Genomic DNA, 24906 nt, shown 5'->3' on the forward strand with positions numbered 1-24906 from the left:
CACATTGTCTTGAAAAGCTAAAAAGAATATAATAAAGTCATTCAAAAGAGGAAAAAAACAATGAAAAAACATATATGTATTGGTGTAAGTGGTGGGATTGCCGCTTATAAAGCTTGCGACATCGTAAGCAAACTATCAAAAAAAGATTATGAAATCAAAGTGTTAATGACAAAACACGCTACTGAATTTGTTGCCCCATTAACATTTGAAACACTTTCTCATAATCCATGTTACTCAGATTTATTTGATTCAAATATTGAAGACCCTATTGAACACGTAGAACTAGCACGCTGGGCTGATTTATTTGTGATTGTTCCATGTAGTGCTAATGTACTTGCCAAAGTTGTTCATGGCTTAGCCGATGATTTTGTCACTACTTCCTTTTTAGCGTGCCATTCTAAAAAAATGATTTGCCCTGCTATGAATGTTCACATGTACGAAAATGAAGTGACCCAACAAAATCTAAAGAAAGCCAAAGAATTAGGTTATATGATTGTTGAACCCGAAACAGGAATGCTTGCGTGCAATGATGTAGGCAAAGGAAAGCTTGCTTCTGTTGATACAATTGTGGATGCGATTGATGCTTGTTTTGAACAAGAAAAGAAATTAACTGGAAAAAAAGTATTAATTAATGCCGGTCCTACCCAAGAAGACATCGATCCAGTTCGTTTTATCACAAATCATTCAAGTGGTAAACAAGGATATGCTATTGCCAAAGCTGCAAGAGACATGGGCGCCAATGTGACTTTGGTCATGGGTCCTACGCAATTAGATGACTTAGAACACGTTAATACAGTTCATGTCAAAAGTGCCAATGACATGTTTGAAGCTATGAAAGACCATTTAAATGAAGCCGATTATGTCATTATGTCAGCTGCAGTAGCGGATTATCGACCTGAAATTGTTTCGGATCAAAAGCTAAAAAAAGACGATGAAACAATGACCATCAAAATGGTTAAAAACCCAGATATTTTAGCTTATGCAGGTGCTCATAAAAGAGAAAATCAATATATTTGTGGATTTGCCATGGAAACCGAAAATTTAGAACAAAACGCTTATAAGAAATTAGTAAACAAAAATTGTGATATGTTGATTGCCAATAACTTGTTCACCAACGGTGCTGGATTCAATGTAGATACCAATGTAGTAACTTTATTTAAAAAAGATGAAAAAATATGCCTTCCTAAAATGACAAAAGAACAATTAGGTGTTAAAATTCTTGAGACTCTCAAAGAGATAGAAGAAGGAAATAAATCATGTTAGTTGCGATTGATATTGGAAATACAAATATTACAGTAGGAATTTTTGATGGCGATATTTTTGTTGCGAATTATCGCATGACAACCAAAGTAAGAAGAACATCTGATGAATTTGGTTTTATGCTTCAAACATTCCTATCAAATTCAAATGTAAAAAAAGAAGACATTGAAGCGTTTATTGTTTCAAGTGTTGTTCCTAAAGTTATGTATTCTTTTGTGAATGGAATAAAAAAATTCTATGGAATGGAACCTATTATTGTAGGTCCAGGTGTTAAAACAGGAATTAGTGTTCAATTAGAAAATCCAAAGAGTGTAGGAGCCGATCGTATTGCTGATGCAGCCGGTGCTTTCTATACATACGGTGGTCCAGTTCTTATTGTGGATTTTGGAACGGCTACAACATATGATTTCGTAGATGAAAATGGATGCTTTAAAGCAGGAGCTATTTCAGTTGGTATTGAAACAGGGGCGAACGCTTTATGGGGACAAACTGCTCAGCTTCCTGAAATTGAAATTAAACAACCCAAAACCATTTTAGCGAAAACCACTAAAACAGAAATGCAAGCAGGTGTTTTCTATCAATATTTAGGTGGCGTTGAATATACAATTCGTCAATTTAAAAAAGAATGTAAAACGGATTTCAAAGTGGTTGCCACTGGCGGATTGGGAACCGTTGTATTCAAACATACAAATTTAATTGATTATTATGATCGTGAATTAATTTTCAAAGGTTTAAAAGCTATATACGAAAAAAACAAGGAGTAATCATCACTCCTTGTTTTCATTTTATTAACTATTTAATTGATCCTTGATAATCAACTGTTGTGAATTCACTTACTGTTGGTTCATTTTCAGTATCATTAGAAACTTTAATTTCACCGTTGTAAATCTTAGCAGTTAATGCTTTGTAGTCATCTTCTGTAAATGTATCACACCATTGTGTAGAATCAGATAATCCTACATAGTTTTCAGCAGGATTTTCACTAACTAATCCTAAGTTATCTACTTTACCAGCATATGAATCAAATTCACCATCAACAATAGCTTGTAATAAAGTAGTTACTGTGTTAGCTAAACCTTTCATAGCAGAAGTAATTGTCATACCTTCAGCATATGTACCATCGATAATAGGAGCTTGGTCAGAGTCAACACCGATTAATTTACCATTAACTTTGTTTGCAGCTTCAGCAGCACTAGTGTAAATACCACCACCACAAGCAAATACAACTTGTGTACCTTGTGAATACCAAGTATCCATCTTAGCTGTGATATCTGCATCACCATAGAATTGTCCACCATATACATATTTAATGTTGATTTGAGTGTTTAATTCTTTAGCCGCAGCATCCGCACCTTGTACATATCCATATCCATAACGAATTACAGCAGGAACAGCCATACCACCTAAGAATCCTAATTCAGTGTATCCCATTTTAACAGCTGCATATCCAGCCATGTATCCTGGAATTTCTTCTTGGTAAACTGTTGAATACAATGCATCCATATTAGCTTCTTCACTAGCACCTTGTAAATCGTATTCACTTAAGTCTAAAGCGATAAATTTAACATCTGGATACGTGTTAGTTCCATAAGCTGCTGCTTCGGCAAATAAGTAACCTGGCATTAAGATAACGTTATATCCGTCATCAACAGCTTTATCAACCATAGCAATACGAGCAGAATCATCATCTGAAGCTGGTTTGTAGTAATTGAATTCCAAATCATTTTCTTCACAGAATGCTTTACCTGCTTCATAAGTTGTTTGGTTGAAGGATTGGTCAGTAATATCACCTGAATCGGTAATCATAGCTACACGGATATCTGCTTCTTTTGAATCATCTGAACTTGATCCACAAGCAGCTAATCCGAAGGCCATACTGAACGCAACAAATAACTTAAGAATTTTTTTCATTTTGTTTCCCTCCGTATGTATTCTTATGGCAATATTTTAACACTATTAATTTTTATCTTCAATATTGTAACAGCTTACATTTCCTATGAAAAAAGCTTGCATAAAACGCAAGCTATCGACTCGATTTATCATATGGAATTCCATCGGCTTTTGGTGCATGAGAGTTCTTGGATGTAAAGGCAAGAATAACCAGACACACAATGTATGGAAGCATATTATAAACAGTACTAGGTAATTGAAGAGCTACTAAAAAATCAAATCCTGTATACACAGAACCAAGTGCTCTAAAGAATCCAAACAATAAAGCAGAGACTCCAATGCGAAGTGGTTTATATTGTCCAAAAATCATAACGGCCATGGCAAGGAAACCAAAACCAGCGACTCCGTTTTCAAATTTCCATTCGGAAACACCAGCTAAAATATAAACCAAGCCCCCAAGACCACCAAGCATACCAGAAATTAAAACCCCAGACCAGCGCATTTTGTATACATCAATTCCAACCGATGCAGCTGCTTGTGGATGTTCTCCACATGCTTGAAGACGAAGACCAAATTTTGTTTTATATAAAACAATAAAGGCAATAATTAAAATAATAACCGCAATCAACATGAACCAGTTGAATTCAAAGGCTCCAAAACGAATAATGAAATTCTTTTTCTGATTGACATAAACCATTGTACTTGAAACGTTATTTGGATTTTCTGCCATATTAATGGCTTTGACAATAACGGTTGCTAAAGCTAATCCAAGCATATTCATCGCTGTTCCTACAATTGTTTGATCGGCTTGTAAGTTAACAGCCGAGAAAGCTAGTAAAACCGAATAAATAACACCAAAGATCATAGCTCCTAACATAGCCGCAAAAACCATCGTCATTCCTGTTAATTGTGGGAAGAAACGCATAACCAAGGCACCACCTAAAGCTCCCATAACCATGATTCCTTCTAATCCAATGTTAATAACTCCGGAGTGTTCTGAGTAACATCCACCTAGGGCAACTAATGATAAAACCGATGCAAAGATTAATGTATATTGAAGTAATAATAGAATTGTTGTCATATTTTATTGTTCTCCTTTCTTTGCCTCTTTTTTATCAAGCCATTTATTTAAAATTAATTTAAAGAAAGCTACAAATCCACATAAGTAAATAATGATGGCTGACATTAAATCCGCAACTTGAGAAGGATAAACAGATAAGTTAATAGCCGTTCCTCCCAATGTAATGTGTTGAATGAAATAAGATGAAATAATAGTTCCAATTGGATTTAATCCACCTAAGAACGCAGCCGCAATTCCATTAAATCCCATACCAGGAACACTTGTGGATCCAGTTGACCATTGCGTAATTCCTGTTAAATATAAACACGCTGCGGCAAGTCCAGCTAATGCCCCTGAAATTGCCATTGTTAAAATAATATTACTATTTTCTTTCATTCCAGCATATTTAGCCGCATTTTTATTTAACCCGGTTGCTTTTAATTCATAACCCAATTTTGTTTTTTCTAAAACAACCCATACGACAAATGCCATAGCAATCGCAATAAGAATAGCGATTGTAGCATATTGGAAATTGTTAAATAATTTTTCAATACCAAGTGATGGTAAAATTGCTTGTGGTGCATTTTGAGCTAATTTCAATGTATACGTTGAAGCCGGTTCTTTGACATTAGCCAATACCATATTAGCAACATACAATAAAATCCAGTTCAACATAATTCCCGAAATAACTTCTGATACATTGCGATACGCTTTTAATGCCCCTGAAATAGCTCCTACAACGGCTCCAGCAATCACAGCTAATATTAAACATACAATCCAGTTACAATGCCATGCTAAAGCGGCATACAAAGCTACAGTCATACCAGCTGTATATTGTCCTGAACATCCAATATTGAATAAACCTACTTTATAGGCAAACAATACCGAAAGAGAACACAACAATAACGGTGACATATAAACTAATGTTTGTCCTAAGTTCTTTAATCGTAATGGTGAACTAGATGCATTCATCCAGTTCTTTAAAATAGCCAAGATGGCTTCTCCTGCTCCAGATGGATTAATTAATAATAAAACTAAATATCCAATGATAACTCCAATTAAAATACAGATAAGGGAACAAATCAAAGCTTGAATACCATCGTTTCTTAACCAATTTTTCTTTGATTTCATAGTTTCACCTCATCTCGTTTGGCACCTGCCATATATAGACCCAATTCTTCTTGGGTAGTCTTTTTCGGATCCAATTCACCAACAATTTGTCCTTCAAACATAACCAAAATGCGATCTGGGATATCCATAACTTCATCTAATTCCAACGAGAACAATAACACAGCTTTTCCTGCATCTCGTTGTTCAATTAATTGTTTATGAATTGTTTCAATGGCACCTACATCAACACCACGAGTTGGCTGAACGGCAATTAATAAATCCGGGTCTTTATCAATTTCACGAGCGATGATTGCTTTTTGTTGATTTCCCCCAGACATAGAACGAACCGTTGTTATAGCGCCTTGTCCAGAACGAATGTCGTGTTCTTGAATTAAACGGTCGGCATATTCTCTAATGGCTTTTCGATTTAAGAAGCCTTTGTTTGTGAATTCCGGTTCAAAATAGCGTTGTAAAACTAAATTATATTCCAAAGAATAATCTAGAACCAATCCATGTTTATGACGGTCTTCAGGAATATGACTCATTCCATTGATTGAACGATGACGAATTGATTTTTTCGTAATGTCTTCGCCTTTATAAATAACAGCACCATTTTTTAATGGTTCCAATCCCGTAATTCCATAGGCAAGTTCGGTTTGTCCATTGCCATCAATTCCAGCAATACAAACAATTTCCCCTTTTCGTACTTCAAAAGAAACATGATCAACTGCATCTTTTCCTTTTGTCTTCGATGCCACTGACATATCATCAACTTTTAAAATCACATCTCCTGGTTCGTGTTCATCTTTTTCCACATGGAAATTCACATTTCGACCAACCATCATTGCGGATAATGCTTCCATAGATGTTTCATTGGTATTTACTGTTCCTACACATTTTCCTTTACGAAGAACAGTACAACGATCACTTACTTCCATAATTTCTTGTAGTTTATGCGAAATAAATAAAATTGATTTACCTTCACTAGCCAAGTTCTTCATTATTTTCATAAGTTCCTGGATTTCTTGTGGTGTTAATACCGCTGTTGGTTCATCAAAAATTAAAATTTCACTGTCACGATACAACATCTTTAAGATTTCAGTACGTTGTTGCATACCAACCGTAATGTCTTCAACCTTCGCATCCGGATCAACCATTAATCCATATCGATTCGATAAATCAATTACTTTTTGTCTTGCTTCCCTTTTTTGAAGGAAACCATATTTTGATGGTTCCACTCCTAGAATGATATTATCTAAAACACTAAAACAATCAACTAATTTAAAGTGTTGGTGAACCATTCCAATTCCTAGTTCATTGGCATCATTAGGATCTTTAATTTGTACTTCGACACCATCTTTTTTTATAATTCCTTCTTCTGCTTGATAAAGCCCAAATAACACACTCATCAAAGTCGATTTTCCAGCACCATTTTCTCCTAAAAGAGCATGGATTTCACCTTTTTTTAAGCGCAATGTAATATTATCATTGGCAACTATCCCAGGAAATCGTTTTGTGATATTGAGCATTTCAATCGCATATTGATCTGCCATTTTCTTTCCTCTTTTCTATTTATATTATTTTACTATAAATTCGATTCATTTAGTATTTTTTTGATATAATTACAAACCACATCAAAAGCGACATCATTCATTCCCGAATTAATCACAACATCCGCCATTTGTCTTGTTGGTTCTACATATAGAGCATGCATAGGCTTAACAGTATTCAAATATTGAGTAATAACGCTATTTAAATCTCGTCCTCTTTGTTCTACATCACGAAGAATTCGTCTTAATATTCTTTCATCGGCATCAGAATCTACATATATTTTCATATCAAACATGTCTCTTAATTCATCGTTTTCGAACAACATGATTCCTTCTACTAAAATAACGGGTTTACTTTTCACAAGCACCGTTTCATTACTACGATTATGATCCACAAAATCATAAACAGGACAGTAAATGTCTTGTCCTTGTTTCAAAGCTTTTAAGTGTTGAATTAATAATTCTGTTTCTAAAGCATCAGGATGATCATAGTTTACTTTTACTCTTTGTTCATAGGTTGTATTATCTTGTCTTCGATAATAATTATCATGATACACAATGGAAATATCATCTTGAAAATAACTTTTTAAGCGATTGGTAAACGTTGATTTACCAGAGCCAGATCCTCCTGCTATTCCTATTAATGTTACATTCATAATATCACTCCACATCTATATTTATTATAAACTAAAAAAAAGCTAAGATTCAATCTTAGCTAAAATAAACATATGCATCTTCTAAAGGAGTTGTGACATTTACTTCTTGGGCATCTAATACAATGAAATATTGATTGTATTCTGTGTTCAAAATCACATGAACAACACCTTTCACTGTAATCCAATCGTTTTGATTAAATTTAGAACGATCCACATTACGAACTAAAATTCCACATAAAGACAAGTCTTCGGCACAACATACCATGGCATATCGTCCCATAACCATCGCATTTTTATCACCCTGAACGGCACTAATCGCAATTCCTTTGACTTCAATTACTTTATTGTTGTATTTATCTGGATTATCTAGCGCATCCATATAAAATAAACCATAGTCATCGTCTTCAATATGAATTTCATCGGCATTGATATCAAATGGAAGTTCATCACTGGATAATTGGTCGGTTACACTTCCATCTAGTGATTCATAAATAATTTGGGCATTGTGGTTAATTGCTTTTACGTTATTACGAATAAAGCGTTTATCCGTATTTTCATCACATCGATTAAAAATAATTAAGTCGGAATAAACTAATTGATTAAAAATCATTTGTTTCATATTTTGAGCATAAATCATAAATGTTGATGCATCAACACAACTCACAATCTGAACAGTTAACCAACCAATTGGCATTTCCATTTCCATGAAGGCTTTAGTATCCCATGTTCCATTGAATTCAATTAAAATACGATCAGGTCGATATTTTTTATTTAATTCAATAAATAATTCATAACTTAAGTCTTCAAAGTTATCGACATAGAAAATTTCGGTATTCCATTTTTTTAATTCTTTTTCATTGTATTCTTCTAATCCTTCTTCACAACAAATTAATAATGACTTTTCATTTTCAGTAAAATCAGGAGAAGCCAATGTATCTTTAATTAAAGTGGTTTTCCCACTTTCCAAAAAACCAGTGAAAAAATAAACAGGAACTGTCATAGATTCACCTAAATTTCAAATAAAGAAGCTAATTTATCTTCTTTTAAATTTGATCCAATCACACATAAACGACCTGTATATTGTGGTTTACCTGTACGAATTTCACATTCTTGAGGAACCATATCAAAATAGAACCAGTCATCGGCATCACTACTAACGATTCCTTTACAACGTAAAATCGTTCCATATTCATCTGTTTGTGATAACACATTTAAAATATTGTTTAATTGTTCTTTTGAATACTTATGAATTGTTTCACATCCCCAGCTAGTGAATACTTCATCAGCATCGTGATGGTGATGATGATGTCCACATCCACATTCTTCATCGTGATCGTGATGATGATGTCCACATTCGCATTCTTCATCATCATGGTGATGGTGATGTCCACATTCACATTCTTCTTCATGGTCATGGTGATGGTGATGATGTTCACATTCTTCATCATGATGATGAGCTAAATGTTGTTCTTCTTCTAATAATTGTTGTAAGCTTTCTCTTGATTCCATTACATCCAAAATTTCTTTTCCCGTAATTTTATCCCAGCTTGTTGTAATAATAGACGCATGATCATTGTGTTCTTTCAAAATATGAATGACTTCTTTTATTTTATCTTCACTCATATCTTGGCTACGACTTAACACAATCACATTTGCGGATTCAATTTGATTGTTATAGAATTCGCCAAAGTTCTTAGTGTACATTTTTACTTTTTTGGCATCTACAACACAAACAAAACTATTCATTTGTAAGTCCACATGCGCTTTTACTTTTTCAATTGCCCCAATCACATCAGATAATTTTCCAACTCCAGATGGTTCAATTAAAATACGATCCGGATGATAGTCTTCTACGACTTTAGTAAGAGCTTGTGAGAAGTCTCCTACTAATGAACAACAAATACATCCTGAATTCATTTCACGAATTTGAATTCCAGCTTCTTCTAAGAAACCTCCATCAATTCCTATTTCTCCGAATTCATTTTCAATCAAAACAATTTGTTCATCTTGAAATGCTTCTTTAATACATTTTCTAATTAAAGTTGTTTTTCCAGCCCCTAAAAACCCAGAAAAAATATCTACTTTTGTCATGATAACCCTTCTTTCGTTCTATTAGTATAGACTAATTTATTCATAAATGCACGTAATTGACTTAATACAAACCAAACACTTTAATCAACAATAACCAAGCCATTCCATAATATGTAATAACGGCCACTAAATCATTCATCGTTGAAATTAATGGTCCAGAAGCTACAGCTGGATCAACATGGATTTTATGGAAAAACATAGGCACCAATGTTCCCACTACACTCGAAATAAGCATAGCCACAACAAGGGCAATTCCTGCACAGCCACTAATCCCAAAGCCATAAGTGAAGTTATATCCTCTGAATACGATTAAATACAATCCAATAATGATAAAAGCCAATAATCCTAGTAAACAACCATTTCCTAAACCAACTCTAGCTTCTTTAAAGACAAGCCCGATTTTTTGTTTACGTGTTAAATTTTCATCCATCAAAACACGAATTGTTACCGCTAAAGATTGCGTACCTACATTTCCAGCCATCCCTAAAATTAAAGACTGGAAACAAATGATAACAGAAATCTTCGATACAACCGATTCAAATAAACCAACTACACTACTTACTAACATTCCTAAAAACAATAGTGCCACTAACCAAGGCATACGTTTTTTCATGCTTTCCTTCGTTGTTTCATTTAAATCTTCTTCACTTGTCAAACCAGCCAATTTCGCATAGTCTTCTCCCATTTCATCATCAACGACTTCAACAACATCTTGGGAAGTAATGATACCAATAATTTTCATTTCATTATTTAGTACGGGATACGAATCTTCGGCATAGTCTTTAATTCGTTCAATACAATCCGCAATTTTTTCATGATCCAATACATATGGATACGAAGTGACAATCAAGTCTGACAACAAGTCATCTTTTCGAGCACAAATTAAATCCTTTAAATCAATGGCACCACAAAATACTTCTTTGTCATCAATGACATAAATGGTCATAATATTATCATTTTCACCTGCTTGTTCCACCACCGATTTCATAGCCTGACGAATTGTGGCATTTTCTTGAATAACCACAAAGTTCGTTGTCATGTAACTACCAATTTCATCGTCTTCATACGATTGAATCAAACGAATATCTTCTTTCGAATCTTCATCGATTAACTTGATTAATTGTTCCTGAACCTCTGGATCCATTTCTTCAAGTAAATCAACCGCATCATCGGCATCCATATTTTCAATAATCTTGGCAACATTATTAATCTCTAATTCACCTAAATATAAATCTAAGTCTTCAATATATGAAAATACATCCGATACTTGTTCCTCATTTAATAAAGAAAGTAATTTTTTACGAAGCTCTGGTGTTACATCTTCAAATGCCTGAGCAATATCATTTTCATGATAATCTTCTAATTGTTCTTTGATTTCAATATCACTGGCATTACTTTTTAATAACTCGATAATTTCTTGAACATAATCATGTTCTTCAAATAATTCTTTTTCTTCCATATTTGCCTCCTTTTATTATTTAATTTTTGGGGCATTTATAGAAATTGTTGTCAGAAAAGAACAGACAACGCTATTTCATATAAACTCGGCCCACAACCATCACAATTGTCCATTCTTTCCACCTCCATTTAAGACAAAATTATTATAAATTCCAAACCGTTAAAGTCAACCAATTTTACTTTACTTTTACTAAGTTTTTCCCATAAAATAAACATATGAAAAAATTATTCGCAACCGATTTAGATGGAACTCTATTAAATTCAAAACACGAAACTGATGACATTATTTTAAATGGATTAAAAGAACTTATGGAATCTCATTATTTTTCCATTTCAACAGGAAGAGGCCTATCAAGAGTACGACATTTTAACTTTCCTAAAGGAACCTTTTACATATGCTTTAATGGAGCTTTAATTCTTGATGACAATCAAAATGAAATTGCCAAACACCCCATTCCTAAACCATTAATTGAAGAACTATTAACGATGGACTATATTCCTTTTGAATTTTGGGGATACGATACAAGTTATTCCACACTATCAAAAGAAGACTTCATTAACTACGATGCCTTGCGTTTTACTGCCTTTAAAAACGGAAACCGTGATTTAGATAAATTCTTAGATGCCAATATTACTTTTAATACTCCTAAAGAGTTCATTCTACAAAACGATATTTTAAAAATTAATATCCATAAACGATTTGATATTCCTGAAATCGAAGACATATTAAAAAAACACAAAGACAAATTAGTCAATGCTCCTAGTAAAGATGAATTCTATGAAATTACGGCTATCAATGCCAATAAAGGAATTGCCGTACAAGAATTAGCACAATATCTAAATATTGATTCTAGTCAAGTCTATGTATACGGAGACTCTGATAATGACATTGAAATGTTGTCAAGATTTGAACATTCGTATTGTCCTGCAAATGGCAATGAAAACGCCAAAAAAGCTTCCCATTATCAAATAGGAAGCAATGTTGACTATAGTGTTATTCATCACATGTTACAATCAAAATAATTGATCTAATACAAGCATTAAACTAAATCCCATCATAAACATAATCGTTGGGATATTGGAATGTTTTCCTTGGGCCATTTCAGGAATCAATTCCTCAATGACTACATACAACATAGCCCCACTTGCCATACTCAATAAAAAGGGAATATAGTTACCTAAATACTTTGAAAAATAAATCGTAACTAAAGAGGCAAGTGGTTCTACAATTCCACTTAAACTCCCTATTAAAAAAGCCTTATGCTTAGATACATACTTCTGAAACGGAAGCGATAAAATAGCTCCTTCAGGAAAGTTTTGAAGCGCAATTCCAATAGCCAAGGCAATACTAGCTGGTTTATACCCAGAAGCATAGACAATTCCCACTGCCATTCCTTCCGGAATATTATGAAGAACCATTGCCAATACTAATTTCGTTACTCTTGATAAATGATTGGGTTTTCCTTCTTCTTGTTCAAAATGAACATGAGGAATAAAATGATCCAACGACCACATCAATATAGCACCTACCCATATTCCCAATACAACCATTAGAAAATGACTTTGTTCCAATGCCGGAAGTAATAAACTAAAAATACTCGCACTCACCATTACTCCTGCCGCAATTCCACTAAAACTTCGTGACAACATTTCATTTTCTTTTTCTTTAAATATATATACACAACTTGCTCCTAATACCGTTCCGATAAAAGGAATCCATATACTCATCATAGTATCACCTCATAGTTAGTTTAAACTAACTATGAGAAAAAAGAAAGTTTAATGCTCTAATACATAGTGTTCAATCCCAAAACACACACCATTGTCATTATTCGTTGGTACAATCACATCGGCTTTTTCTTTACATTGACGATGCGCATTGGCTACTGCCATGGAAATATCCGCAACTTCAAATAGCTCTAAATCATTTTGTCCATCCCCAATACAATAAATCTTCACATCCTCTAATTTTAAATACTCAACTAAAGCCAATAACGCCTTTCCTTTATTTGTACCCGATGCGAATATTTCAGTATAACGATTTTCTGGAGCATTGGTATTTGCCTCACATAAGCTTGGAAAATGAGAAAGTACATTTAATAATTGTTTATGTATTCTTTTAAATAATGTATACATTTGAAAACACTCAACATTCTTATTTGTTTGTTTCAAATACAATTCGATAGAGTTGACTTTTAAAAACTTTGTCTTATTATTTTGTCTAAGAGATTGATAAATTGTTCCTATCAAACCTTTTTGAAGAACCATTTTTCCATCAATGTTGGCACTAAAATAAAACTTAGGAAGAGAATGAATAAAAGATAGAGCCAATTCATTAGAAATTGTCTTTTCATATATTTTTTCATTCGTGGAAAAATCATAAATGACGGCTCCATTACTTGAAATCACATAAGAAACAAGTCCCTTTAAACAAGCAGGAATCATATCTAGACTTCTTCCTGTACTTACCACAACTAAAACACCTTGTGTCTTAGCTAATTCAATGGCTTGTATATTTTCTTTAGAGATTTTATTTTGATCATTTAAAGTTGTTCCATCTAAATCCAGTGCCAATATTTTCATGAAACTATATTAACACAAAGGAGAAACCCATGATAACTCGTGACCAACAAAAAATAGAAAATACTTGGAAATTAGAAGATATTTACGAAAACGAAACCCTTTTTGAACAAGAATACACTTTAGTTCAAAGTTATTGTCAAGAATTTAAAAGCTATGAAGGTAAACTAAGTGATGTTTCTTGTTTAGTTAGTGCCATTCAATGTTATGAAAAAATTAATTATTACTTTGGAAGAGTTTATGTCTATGCCAATCAAAGAAACCATCAAGACGCTAGCAACAGTAAATACCAGGCAATGAGTGCTAAAGCTCAATTATTAGCTGTAGAATTAAGTCAAAGTACATCTTGGTTTGAACCCGAAGTATTAACACTCAATAATTTAGATGCTCCTGAATTAAAACCATATACTCGTTTTCTTCAAAGCATTATTCGTCAAAAAGACCATGTCTTAGATGCCAAGACCGAAGAATTACTTGCCAAGGCAAGTGATTTAGCAAGCAGTCCCGATGACATTTTTTCCATGTTTAACAACGCCGATATTCGCTTTGAAGATTGTGTAGATGAAAAAGGAAATACATATCCTTTAACACAAGGAACTTATATTTCCTATATGGAAAGTAAAGATCGTACACTTAGAAAAAGTGCCTTTGACAATTTATATAAAGTATATGGACAATTTAATAATTCATTAAGTGCTATGTACTATGCCAATTGTAAAGCTAGTAATTTCTTTAGTAAAGAACATAAATTTGAAAATACTCTTCAAAGTGAATTATTTTCAAATGAAATTCCTTATGACGTATATGACAATTTAATTTCAACGATTCATAACCACTTTGATTCTATGCATGAATACGTATCTCTTCGAAAAGAAATACTAAGCTATGATCAACTTCATATGTATGACTTCTATGTACCACTATCAAAATGTGATTCTCACTATACATTTGAACAAGCTAAAGAAATTGTATTAAAAGGATTAGCTCCTTTAGGACAAGATTACTTAGATTTACTACAAGAAGGATTTGATAACCGTTGGATTGATGTCTATGAAAACCAAGGAAAACGTACTGGTGCTTATTCTTGGGGATGTTATGGTACCCATCCATATGTTTTACTAAACTACAACAACACTTTAAATGATGTATTCACTTTAGCTCATGAAATGGGGCATGCGTTACATACATATTATTCCAATTCAAATCAATCTATTTTAGATAGTGATTATCGTATCTTTGTAGCCGAGGTTGCTTCAACTTGTAACGAAAGCTTATTGATTCAATATTTATTAAAAGAATCTAAAGATAAAGATGAGAAAATTTATTTATTAAATTATTTCTTAGATCAATTTAAATCAACAATGTATCGACAAACTATGTTTGCGGAATTTGAGAAAATCACGCATGAAATGGTCAGTCATAATGAAGTATTAACAGCCGAAACTTTAAATACCATTTACTTAGATTTAAATAAAAAATACTATGGAAATGATATTGTTGTGGATTCACAAATCCAATATGAATGGAGTCGTATTCCTCATTTCTATACACCATTTTATGTTTATCAATATGCCACTAGTTTTGCAGCCGCTATTGCGATTAGTACTAAGATTTTAAATCACGAAGATGGAATTGTAGAAAAATATAAAACATTCTTAAAAGGTGGTTGTTCTCAAAGTCCAATTGATTTATTAAAAATTTGTGGCATTGATATGTCAAAACCAGATGCCATTGACCAGGCTTTACTAGTCTTTAAAGATTATATTCATCAATTAGAGGATTTAATCCATGAAAATTAAAAACAATGCCCCTGTTACCGTTGGTTTTGTATTAGCTTGTTGCCTTGTCCTTGTTTTAAATGCTGTATCCAACAATAAATTAATGCCCTATTTTGTGACATATCGCTCAAGCTTAACCGATCCATTTACATATATTCGCTTGTTTTCATATATACTCGGACATGCGGATTTGTCACATTTGACAAGTAATATGACTTTTATTTTATTATTAGGTCCTATGATTGAAGAAAAATATGGTTCTAAAAAATTATTAAAAATGATTTTGATTACGGCTTTAATTGGATCTTTACTAAATACATTATTATTTTCGAATCAAGCTTTATGTGGAGCCAGTGGCATTGTCTTTATGATGATTGTGGTTTCAAGTATTACAAGTGTACGACACAAAGAAATTCCTTTAACTTTAATTTTAGTGTTTGTGTTCTTTATTGGAAAAGAAATTTATAGTGCTATCTTTGAACAAGATTCAATTTCACAACTAACACATATTGCCGGAGGTTTTTGTGGAGCTTATTTTGGCATGAAAAAATGAGATGGACAACCATCTCATTTTTTGAATTGGAGAAATAATATTATTATCTTTTTTTTACAATAATCCGATCCAAGAACAAAGAATCGAAACGATGATGACACCAACAATTAAAACAATTGGGCTCACTTGTTTTTTCTTCAATAAGTAGAAGAACAATAGTGTTACTAACATTGGTAAAATGTTAGGGAAAATCATATCAAAGAATTGTGATTGTACAGCAACTTCAATTCCACCATCTACGGTAATAACAGGTAATAAGTTAATTGATACATATGTTGCGATTAAAGCACCAATAACAGTAATACCTAAAATAGTAGCGGCATTGGCAATGATATCAGAGTTTTCTGTAATCATATCAATTGATTTCGTTCCTAATGTATATCCTAATTTAGTCCATACAATACGTAAAACCCAAATCACAAAGTAGCACGCAAAGAATAAGATTGGACCAATAATTGATCCTTGTGAGGCAAAGGAACAAGAAATCCCAGCAATAATTGGTAATAAAGTAAACCAGAAAATAGCATCTCCAATACCAGCAATTGGACCAAATAACGCTAATTTTAATCCATTAACTGTTTCTCTTGGTGCTCCTCCTTCTTCTAAGGAAACCATTAATCCCATTAAGAATCCAACTAAGTTTGGATGGGTATTGATGAATCCCATGTTATCTTGCATTGCTGCACTTAATTTTTCTTTATCGTCTCCATAAATTTTTTCTAGAGCCGGTAACATAGCCCATGTGAATCCACATGATTGCATACGTTCATAGTTAAATGACGCTTGTAGGAATGATGAACGAATTCCAAGCATCGTAATATCTTTTGAAGTTAGTTTTTTATTAGATTCCGACATCCTGTCCACCTCCTAAAGATCCTTCTTCCATAGCTGCTTTGATTTCTTCTTGTCTTTGTTTAGCTCCAAAGTAATCAATTAAAGCGAATACTAATCCAAGTAAAGCAACTGGTAATAAGTTTGACATTTCACAATAACATGCCATTAAGAATCCAGCGATGAAATAAGGAATATATTTTCCTTTCATCATAACTCTTAACAACATACCAAATCCAACAGCTGGTAAAATACCACCGGCAACTTCAAGTCCATGTGTAATAACAGCAGGTAACCATTCAACAAAGGCTTGCATAGGACCTTGGGCAACGTATGAACATAAGAACGCAAGCACTCCATATGTAACAGATACAATCAACATACATAATAAGTTGATATTACGAATGGTAGTTGTATCTGCTTCTTGAGCTGCTTTATCCGCTTTTCCCATAAAGAATGAGAATGCTGAATAGTAGAATAAAATAATATATTGTCCTAAAAATGAAAATGGTAAAGATAAAGCCAATGCTTGTTCTGGTGTACAACCAGTTGTATAAGCTAATACCGTTCCCATCAAACCAGCCATAACCGGGTTAGGTGGCTGTGTACCACCAGCTGGTGTTAAACCTGCGAAAGCCAATTCAATTAGGGCCCCAACTTTCAATCCTAAAGTCAAGTCACCTAAAATCAATCCTGTTAAAGTTGAAACAATTAACGGACGAAATAAGAAGAAGGCTTCCAAAAAGAAATCAAGACCCACGATTATCGCCATAATCGCAAGTAATAAACCTTGAAATAATGTGATTTCCATACTTTCTCTCCTTGCTTTTAATCAATCATTGTTTTTATGTCACCAGGAACATCTTGTGCATACACTTCAATTCCTTGACTAGCCAAATAATGTAGATCTTCCATATCTTTATCGTCTACATACACCTTCGCTGTTAATTGACGTTTTCCTTCTGAAAAATGCATGTTTCCTACATTGACATTTTTGATAGGAACACCAGCTTCTACTAGACGTCTAACATCACTAGGTGTCTTACAAATAATAAAGATTTTTTGACTTGGGGCAGCTTTACTTATGATAGCTGCTGTTTTTTCAATTGTGAAAAAACGAATTCCTACACCACTTGATTTAGCTGTTACAGCCATTAATTTTTGTTGAAGCGGATCATTGGCTGTTTCATCATTGGCAACCAATAATAAATTTGCTCCAATGGTTGTTGTCCAAGTTACACCAACTTGACCATGAACCAAACGATTATCAATTCGTGTTAATAAAATATTGGGCATAAGATTTGTCTCTCCTTTCTCTTTTCACCTATTATTACAGCAAAAATCGTGCCCGCTATTGGCGAACACGATAAATACGCTATTCTTGGAAATAATTTAAGATATACATGATTTCAGGATCCGGTAATTCGACACTATAATGTTCCTGTACGCCACTAAATGCTTGTCGAATCAAATCCATTTGTTCCTTATTTTCAAGCGAATACGTTTCCATTCCCTCTACTTCATCAATTCCTTGTTTCAACATCAATCTTTCAATCAAACAAGCCACATGCACATATAAACCTAATCGTGATGTTGAATCCATTTTCTTATCCAATAATCTTTGTGCTTCTAATACAAATTCTTCTACATCATCAATTACTTTTTGAGCATTTAAAATCGTTAGATGATTCACAATATTCGAAAGCGCAAAGTTTTTCATCACATTTTGTCTAAATTCACTTAATTCTTCTTCATTAAAATATTGGCCAACATAATCCACAAGAACTTGAATTTGATCGTTATCAATTAAATTTTCAAGTGGTAAAAAAGGAGTTCCCTCAACTTTAGGATCTAAAGTTCCTACAAGCATCAAAACATTATATTGTGAATAAATAGAATCATTTACTCCATTTTCAACAATGGAATGATAATCATATGGAATAATCTTAGCCGGAATGGGTTTAGGAAGTGAATTCGTTAATAATTCACTAATCTTTTTGGCAACCCCAATTCCGGTTGCACAAATAGTTAAGATGGCATCTTGTTTCTTGGCCTCTTCAATTAAACGCGTCGAAATATTAAAATTATTCTTTATTTCTTCTAATATATCTTTGACAAGATGTCCTTGTTGGATATGATTTCCGACTTCCAAGGCAACTGGAGTAGAAACCATATCAATAATACCAATATTACACTTAGGAAGACGAATTCGCTTATAAATTCCTTCTAAGCTTCCCATATCTACTAAAATCATCAATTCTTGAATAGGTTCCTTATGTTGAAGATAGTCATCCACTAATTGGGCAATGCGGTCAATGGAAATCTTTAATTCCATATCAATTCCATCAAAAATATGTTCCCCCAACAATTGATTCACAGTATCGGCAATACTACTTGCTGTAGAATATCCATGACATAAAATTAAGCCCATCACATTTTCTTTTTCTTCTTTCTGGGTCTTAATCATTTCAATGGTCATAATCACATCCATAAACTTATCCATTTTAATATCTAAGTTTAAACACGCATTTTCTAATAATTCATTGGCAATTAAGTAATCACGAGGATATTGTTCCTGTAACAGTGATAAAATCCGTTGTACTTCTTCTTCATGGAAGGAATACCACATTTGTGCATCTGTTACAATCTTAGTGTATTCCACAAATACCTTGGAATAAATTTTTATTTGGGTATTGGGCATTGTGAAAGAATATTTATTCATGATGATTGAACAAATTTTATCCAACATCTTTAATAAATAATTTTCATTGGAACTCTTAAAACTATTCTTTTTCTTAAAGAATAACCAATCGAAAAAATTCTGAATCAATAATTTACACCGCTCAATAATTTGTTCCAATGTCTCTTCTTCTTTTTCCAATAACTTAAACGTATTCAATAAATTATCGTATAAATCCATTAAAGGTGAATCCGATTTAATTTCCTTATTCAAATCTAAAACCGATACAATTTTTTCATTTTGATCAAAGTTCTTTAAAATATTAGTATCCATGGATTCAAACATATAATCCGGTAAATCCAATAAACGAATACAATAATTATCTTTATTTTCATGCAAGAATGTTCGCGCACAACTTGCCTTAATCACATTCTGAAGTTGACCAATATTGCCTTTATAGTCATAACTTAAAATCGTTTTATACGCATAGTTTGAGATACAAAGACTCTTATTTAGATTTAAGCTTTCTTTCATCAACATCGTATAAATGAGTTCCATTTTTTCAATTTGCGGACGTTCACTTAAAGAAGGAATATGAACCACAATCGGAATTCTTCTTAGTAAAGTGTGAACCAATACTTGATCTGGGTTTTCCGTTGTCGCAAAGATTAAACGACAATTCGATTGATACCATTTTTCATTGTCTCCTAAACGATGAAATATCCCTTTATCCATAAATAAAAATAACTTTTCTTGACATTCGGCTTTTAAACAATGAACCTCATCTAAAAACAAGACACCACCATTGGCAAGTTGAATCAAACCAACCTGGTCTTCATCTGCTCCTGTATAAGCTCCTTTGACATGTCCAAATAAGTTATCCACTAATAATTCTGGATTATCTGCGTATTCTGAACAATTCACAGAAATAAATTTGGCATCTTTTTTAAGAATGCCTTGATGACTAGCGTATTCATACATTAAACTGGCAATCATGCTTTTCCCTGTTCCCGTAGGTCCACAAATTAAAATAGGAAGACCATTATCTGGATAAGACATAGCTGCTTTACAATGCGTAATTACACTTTTTAATGATCCATTGTAGCCAATCATTTTTTCAAAGTCTTTCATCATCAATATTTTTAAACTCGCGATAGAATCGTATATACAATCATTAAAATTAGTTTCATATTTTTCTTCTAGTGCTTGTTTATGAAAAAAATAAACTGGACGGGTATTTACTTTAATAACTTTTTCATTTTTCACGTAATCGTTTAAATATTGTGAAATGGTATTTCTACCCATCTTAAAAAAAGAAGCCAAAGAAGATGCCGTAAATAAATCATTTTCTTTTAGCTCATGTTCTCTGGTTCTTTTTTCCAATTCCAACAATAAACTCTCTTTTAAATCCATTTCTACATCTCCCTTTTCATTCTTAATAATTTATACATTTCAATTTTTTCAATAGAAGTCCCTGGAACATCTTGATAAAAAATATCATTTCCTTGTTTTAATAAAACAATCAAATCTTCAATATCTTCAAGTGTTAAATACATTTTCTTATTAAATTGAATGCGACCTCTTTCATAATGAATATTACCAATATTAACTTTGACCTTACCATCTAATTCCTCTAATAAAACACGCACATCATGAATGGTTTTGACAATCACAAATATTTTTTCATGTTCACTGTATTCTCCTAACAATTCAGGAAATCCTTTTAAAGACGTGAAATCAATGTGAACATTAGCAGCCTTAGCAATCGATGACATCAATTTTTTAGCCATCCCATTCTGCATTGTTTCATCATTGACTACAACAATACGATTAATATTAATAAAACTTGTCCAAGTCATTCCTACTTGGCCATGAACTAAACGATTATCAACACGAATTAATTTTATTTTCTCATTCATTTTCTTTACCTTCTATTTAAGTAAGATGGAATCTTACATTGTTCTCTATATTTTGTGACAACTCTTCTTGAAACTTTAATATGATCTTGTTCCAATAAAGATTGTATTTTGGCATCACTCAATGGTTTCATCTTATCTTCGTTTTCAATCAACTCTTTTATTTTATCTTTCACGAGTTCTTGTTCACTACGAACAAATAAAGAACGAATTGGATAATAACGATGATTAAATTCAAAGGATTTGGTCATGATTGCTCTTGAAATGGTTGATACATGACAATCCATTGTTTTAGAAACTTGTGAAAGTGTACATGGTTTAAGTGGTTTATTAAATAAAAAGTGTTCTTTTTGAATTTGACATACTACCCGCATAATATTTAATAACGTTTGATTTCGTGAATTCACACACGCAATAATTTCACTTGCCTGATTATATAATTCATTATTACTATTTTGTTCCAATAAAGAAAGTGAAAAATCTTGTTTCAATAACTCTATTTTTAAAGTATCATCTTCAACACTAATTTTTACTTCCGGATTTAACACAATGGATGTTGTGGCATAGTTACTTGCAGGTTTAGGATTCAATTGTCTTAGAAAACGAATGCCTTCCATGATTTCATCAAAAGGAAGATTAAGTGCTTGTTCAATATCTTTAATTTTATTATAGGCAATTTCTTCTAGATAATCACATAACAAATATGCTGTTTCACTTTCTGCTTCTTGAGACATTTCACATTGTACTTTAAGTGATTCTTTCAAATCGAAACAAAAACAACCTATAGGTTCCAATGTCTGTAATACATTAATCGCATTTATAATGTCTTCTTTAGAAAATAAACATTTATTAATGATTTCTTCTAAGTTTTCTTTGAAATAACCATTAGAATTCAATTTTGATATTAAATACGCAATTAAATCATCTTCAATATCAAAGGGATGCGTATGCACTTGAAATAAGATTTCATCAATCAATTTAGGAGCACTTTGATTTAAAGCTTCAAATACTTCAGAATTGGAATCAAATATCAAATACGGATTTTGATAACTTGTTTGTTTCAAATAATAAGAAAGTTCACTTTGATTCATCGTAAGTATATGATTAAACGTATCTCTTTTGCGATTGAATTTACGATTTTGTACTGTTTGTGTAATCTTTAATTGTGGTTTCATCTTACTTTCAGTGTACCATAAAAAAAGTCTCATCGAAATGAGACTGAATTTTTATAACGAATAAATGAAATCAATTCTTCGTTTGTTCGCGTACGAGTGAATAAATCAATTAAGTTTTCCACTGCTTCCTCTTGTTTTAAGCCATTTAAACTCTTACAAATTACACTTACTGCTTCTTGTTCTTCTTTACTCAACAATAAATCTTCTCTTCGTGTACTTGATTTAACGACATCAATAGCTGGGAATACTCTACGTTCTTGAAGTTTACGAGAAAGAACAAGTTCCATATTTCCTGTTCCTTTAAATTCTTCGTATACTACATCATCCATTTTCGATCCCGTATCCACTAGAGCCGTTGCCAAAATAGTAAGTGAACCGGCTTCTCTTGTATTACGAGCGGCTCCAAAGAAACGTTTTGGCATATATAAACTTGCAGGGTCTAATCCTCCAGATAAAGTACGACCACTTGGGGCCACGGTTAAGTTATAAGCCCGGGCAAGACGCGTAATGGAATCCATTAAAATAATGACATCTTCATTCATTTCCACTAATCGCTTTGCTCGTTCAATTACCATTTCTGATACTTTTTTGTGACGTTCCGGTTGTTCATCAAATGTTGAATAAATGACTTCAACATTTTTCCCTTTTACTGTCTCTTTAATATCCGTTACTTCTTCTGGTCTTTCATCAATTAATAAAATGATTAAGTGCATTTCCGGATTTGATTTTTGTACACTTAAGGCAATGTCTTTTAATAAAGTGGTTTTTCCTGCTTTAGGAGGTGCCACAATCATTCCTCTTTGTCCTTTTCCAATCGGTGATAATAAATCCACAATGCGCATTGAAATCTTTGGACTTGTATCTAAGTGAATTCTTTCGTTTGGAAAAATAGGTGTTAAATCTTCAAAGGCTCTTCTTAATTTTGCTTGTTCAGGGTCTACACCATTAACAGATGTAATACGTAATAGCGCTCCGTATTTTTCTGTTGCGCTTTTTTCGCGCATTTTTCCCATCAACATATCTCCTGTTTTTAAGCGAAACCGTCGAATTTGACTAGCCGATACATAGACATCGTCTTCTCCTGTCAAATAATTGTCACAGCGAATAAATCCATATCCGTCCATAACTTCCAAAATCCCATAGGCCATTTTTTCTTCTGGTTTTTGTTCTTTGACTTCCATATTCATTAATAAATCAATTAATTCAGCTTTACGAAAAGTTGATACGTTTTTAATTCCTTTTTCTTTTGCTTTTATTCTAAGTTCTACCAAAGAAGTAGCTTCTAGTTCTTCTTTTGTCATAAATTTCCTCACATTCTTTATTATTTTACACTTTTTAGCTAACATTTTTCAATTTATCTTATATAATAGAGGCATTAATTAGGAGGAATTCGAAATGAAGCCAATCAAAGAAGGAAAAGTACGTGAAATTTACGATAACGGCGACAGCTTAATTATGGTCGCTACTGATCGTATTAGTTGTTTTGATGTCATTTTAAACAATGTCATTGCCAAAAAAGGAACTGTTTTAACTCAAATGTCTAAATTCTGGTTTGATTACACAAGTGATATTGTAGCCAATCACATGATCAGTACCGATGTAAAAGACATGCCATCTTTTTTCCAACAAGAAAAATTCGATGGAAATTCAATGATGTGTAAAAAACTAGAAATGATTCCAGTTGAATGTATTGTTCGTGGATATATCACAGGTTCAGGATGGGCTAGCTACCAAAAAGATGGAACGGTATGTGGTATTCAATTACCTGAAGGATTAAAAGAATCTGATAAATTACCAGAACCAATTTATACACCTAGCACAAAAGCTGAAATCGGTGACCATGATGAAAACATTAGCTTTGAACAAAGTATTGCTCATTTAGAAAAATGTTTCCCTGGTAAAGGTGAACAATATGCGACACAAATTAGAGACTTAACAATCGCTCTTTATAAAAAATGTGCTGACTATGCGTTAAGTAAAGGCATTATTATTGCGGATACTAAATTCGAATTTGGATTAGATGAAAATGGAAATATCGTCTTAGCGGATGAAATGTTGACACCTGATTCATCTCGTTTCTGGCCATTGGAAGGATATCAACCTGGTCACTCTCAACCTTCTTTTGATAAACAAATTGCTCGTGATTGGTTAAAAGCCAATAAAGATGCGAACTGGACTTTACCAGAAGATATTGAACAAAAGACAATTAATAAATATCTTGAAGTTTATAAGTTATTAACTGGAAAAGATCTATAAAAACAGTAAAGAGGATATAACAGTTAAGTGATTTGTCACTTGAAAAGAGTTATATCCTCTTT

23 protein-coding genes are annotated in these 24906 nt (G+C 32.8%); 6 read left to right on the forward strand and 17 right to left on the reverse strand.

The annotated features are described in order from the left end of the window. The first annotated feature begins 60 nt into the window (after positions 1 to 60). The gene (coaBC, locus tag ACI313_RS00795) at positions 61 to 1263 is read left to right on the forward strand and encodes a bifunctional phosphopantothenoylcysteine decarboxylase/phosphopantothenate--cysteine ligase CoaBC (RefSeq protein ID WP_320608244.1); all 1203 of its coding nucleotides are present in this window, start codon (positions 61 to 63) and stop codon (positions 1261 to 1263) included. Then, on the forward strand, positions 1257 to 2024 hold the full coding sequence (locus ACI313_RS00800) for a type III pantothenate kinase (RefSeq protein WP_439755054.1): 768 nt from the start codon (positions 1257 to 1259) through the stop codon (positions 2022 to 2024). The genes coaBC and ACI313_RS00800 overlap by 7 nt, the downstream gene beginning before the upstream one ends. 28 nt (positions 2025 to 2052) lie before the next feature. Here the strand turns inward: ACI313_RS00800 and ACI313_RS00805 are convergent, their stop codons facing one another. The 8 genes from ACI313_RS00805 to mgtE all read right to left on the reverse strand — a co-directional run bounded on the left by ACI313_RS00805 (position 2053) and on the right by mgtE (position 11076). Beyond that, positions 2053 to 3171 carry a BMP family lipoprotein gene (locus tag ACI313_RS00805; protein ID WP_320608246.1) on the reverse strand — a complete coding sequence of 373 codons (1119 nt, stop codon included), beginning with the start codon at positions 3169 to 3171 and terminating at the stop codon, positions 2053 to 2055. A gap of 112 nt (positions 3172 to 3283) precedes the next feature. Then, positions 3284 to 4231: an ABC transporter permease gene (locus ACI313_RS00810; RefSeq protein ID WP_320104417.1), complete on the reverse strand. Its 948-nt coding sequence runs from the start codon at positions 4229 to 4231 to the stop codon at positions 3284 to 3286. A gap of 3 nt (positions 4232 to 4234) precedes the next feature. Further along, positions 4235 to 5341 (reverse strand): ABC transporter permease, encoded by a 1107-nt coding sequence (locus ACI313_RS00815; RefSeq protein WP_320104416.1) that lies wholly within the window; start codon positions 5339 to 5341, stop codon positions 4235 to 4237. After that, positions 5338 to 6873: an ABC transporter ATP-binding protein gene (locus ACI313_RS00820; protein ID WP_320608247.1), complete on the reverse strand. Its 1536-nt coding sequence runs from the start codon at positions 6871 to 6873 to the stop codon at positions 5338 to 5340. Before ACI313_RS00820 ends, ACI313_RS00815 begins: the two co-directional genes overlap by 4 nt. A 32-nt stretch (positions 6874 to 6905) precedes the next feature. Beyond that, positions 6906 to 7526 carry a uridine kinase gene (udk, locus tag ACI313_RS00825; RefSeq protein WP_439755055.1) on the reverse strand — a complete coding sequence of 207 codons (621 nt, stop codon included), beginning with the start codon at positions 7524 to 7526 and terminating at the stop codon, positions 6906 to 6908. A 55-nt stretch (positions 7527 to 7581) separates the two neighbouring features. Next, on the reverse strand, positions 7582 to 8526 hold the full coding sequence (locus tag ACI313_RS00830) for a TIGR03943 family putative permease subunit (protein WP_439755056.1): 945 nt from the start codon (positions 8524 to 8526) through the stop codon (positions 7582 to 7584). Positions 8527 to 8534: 8 nt separating this feature from the next. Beyond that, positions 8535 to 9617, reverse strand: coding sequence for a CobW family GTP-binding protein (locus ACI313_RS00835; RefSeq protein ID WP_439755057.1), 1083 nt, complete (start codon positions 9615 to 9617; stop codon positions 8535 to 8537). Positions 9618 to 9678: 61 nt separating this feature from the next. Continuing rightward, entirely contained in the window at positions 9679 to 11076 is a 1398-nt protein-coding gene (gene mgtE, locus ACI313_RS00840) for a magnesium transporter (RefSeq protein ID WP_320608251.1), read from the reverse strand. Between the two features lie 215 nt (positions 11077 to 11291). On the opposite strand from mgtE, the gene ACI313_RS00845 reads away from it, so the two are divergent. Continuing rightward, positions 11292 to 12098 (forward strand): Cof-type HAD-IIB family hydrolase, encoded by an 807-nt coding sequence (locus tag ACI313_RS00845; RefSeq protein WP_320104415.1) that lies wholly within the window; start codon positions 11292 to 11294, stop codon positions 12096 to 12098. Here ACI313_RS00845 and ACI313_RS00850 read toward each other — a convergent pair. Beyond that, complete coding sequence (locus ACI313_RS00850) at positions 12090 to 12803, reverse strand: ZIP family metal transporter (RefSeq protein WP_439755058.1); 714 nt, start codon at positions 12801 to 12803, stop codon at positions 12090 to 12092. The genes ACI313_RS00845 and ACI313_RS00850 overlap by 9 nt on opposite strands. Before the next feature lie 51 nt (positions 12804 to 12854). After that, the gene (locus tag ACI313_RS00855; RefSeq protein ID WP_320608253.1) at positions 12855 to 13658 is read right to left on the reverse strand and encodes an HAD family hydrolase; all 804 of its coding nucleotides are present in this window, start codon (positions 13656 to 13658) and stop codon (positions 12855 to 12857) included. Between the two features lie 29 nt (positions 13659 to 13687). On the opposite strand from ACI313_RS00855, the gene pepF reads away from it, so the two are divergent. Together pepF and ACI313_RS00865 are read left to right on the forward strand one after the other, a co-directional pair. Beyond that, entirely contained in the window at positions 13688 to 15454 is a 1767-nt protein-coding gene (pepF, locus tag ACI313_RS00860) for an oligoendopeptidase F (protein WP_320608254.1), read from the forward strand. Further along, a complete protein-coding gene (locus ACI313_RS00865; RefSeq protein ID WP_320608255.1) occupies positions 15444 to 15986 on the forward strand; it encodes a rhomboid family intramembrane serine protease in 543 nt (180 codons plus the stop codon). Before pepF ends, ACI313_RS00865 begins: the two co-directional genes overlap by 11 nt. A 54-nt stretch (positions 15987 to 16040) precedes the next feature. Here ACI313_RS00865 and agaD read toward each other — a convergent pair whose 3' ends face one another. The 7 genes from agaD to rho all read right to left on the reverse strand — a co-directional run bounded on the left by agaD (position 16041) and on the right by rho (position 23889). Beyond that, positions 16041 to 16841, reverse strand: a complete 801-nt coding sequence (gene agaD / locus ACI313_RS00870; RefSeq protein ID WP_320608256.1) for a PTS galactosamine transporter subunit IID — start codon at positions 16839 to 16841, stop codon at positions 16041 to 16043. Continuing rightward, on the reverse strand, positions 16828 to 17628 hold the full coding sequence (gene agaC, locus ACI313_RS00875; protein ID WP_320608257.1) for a PTS galactosamine transporter subunit IIC: 801 nt from the start codon (positions 17626 to 17628) through the stop codon (positions 16828 to 16830). Before agaC ends, agaD begins: the two co-directional genes overlap by 14 nt. A gap of 17 nt (positions 17629 to 17645) precedes the next feature. Next, complete coding sequence (gene agaB, locus ACI313_RS00880) at positions 17646 to 18113, reverse strand: PTS galactosamine transporter subunit IIB (RefSeq protein WP_320608258.1); 468 nt, start codon at positions 18111 to 18113, stop codon at positions 17646 to 17648. 79 nt (positions 18114 to 18192) lie between these two features. Beyond that, positions 18193 to 20910 carry a sigma 54-interacting transcriptional regulator gene (locus ACI313_RS00885; protein ID WP_439755059.1) on the reverse strand — a complete coding sequence of 906 codons (2718 nt, stop codon included), beginning with the start codon at positions 20908 to 20910 and terminating at the stop codon, positions 18193 to 18195. Between the two features lie 2 nt (positions 20911 to 20912). Then, entirely contained in the window at positions 20913 to 21416 is a 504-nt protein-coding gene (locus ACI313_RS00890; protein WP_320608260.1) for a PTS sugar transporter subunit IIB, read from the reverse strand. Positions 21417 to 21421: 5 nt separating this feature from the next. Continuing rightward, on the reverse strand, positions 21422 to 22588 hold the full coding sequence (locus ACI313_RS00895; RefSeq protein WP_320608261.1) for an RNA polymerase factor sigma-54: 1167 nt from the start codon (positions 22586 to 22588) through the stop codon (positions 21422 to 21424). A gap of 29 nt (positions 22589 to 22617) precedes the next feature. Then, positions 22618 to 23889 (reverse strand): transcription termination factor Rho, encoded by a 1272-nt coding sequence (gene rho, locus ACI313_RS00900; protein WP_439755060.1) that lies wholly within the window; start codon positions 23887 to 23889, stop codon positions 22618 to 22620. Between the two features lie 94 nt (positions 23890 to 23983). Between rho and ACI313_RS00905 the strand changes: the two genes are divergently transcribed. After that, positions 23984 to 24844, forward strand: coding sequence for a phosphoribosylaminoimidazolesuccinocarboxamide synthase (locus ACI313_RS00905; RefSeq protein WP_320609077.1), 861 nt, complete (start codon positions 23984 to 23986; stop codon positions 24842 to 24844). Positions 24845 to 24906: the final 62 nt, after the last annotated feature.

The sequence above is a fragment of the Floccifex sp. genome, assembly GCF_051873495.1.
Lineage (GTDB): Bacteria > Bacillota_I > Bacilli_A > Erysipelotrichales > Erysipelotrichaceae > Floccifex.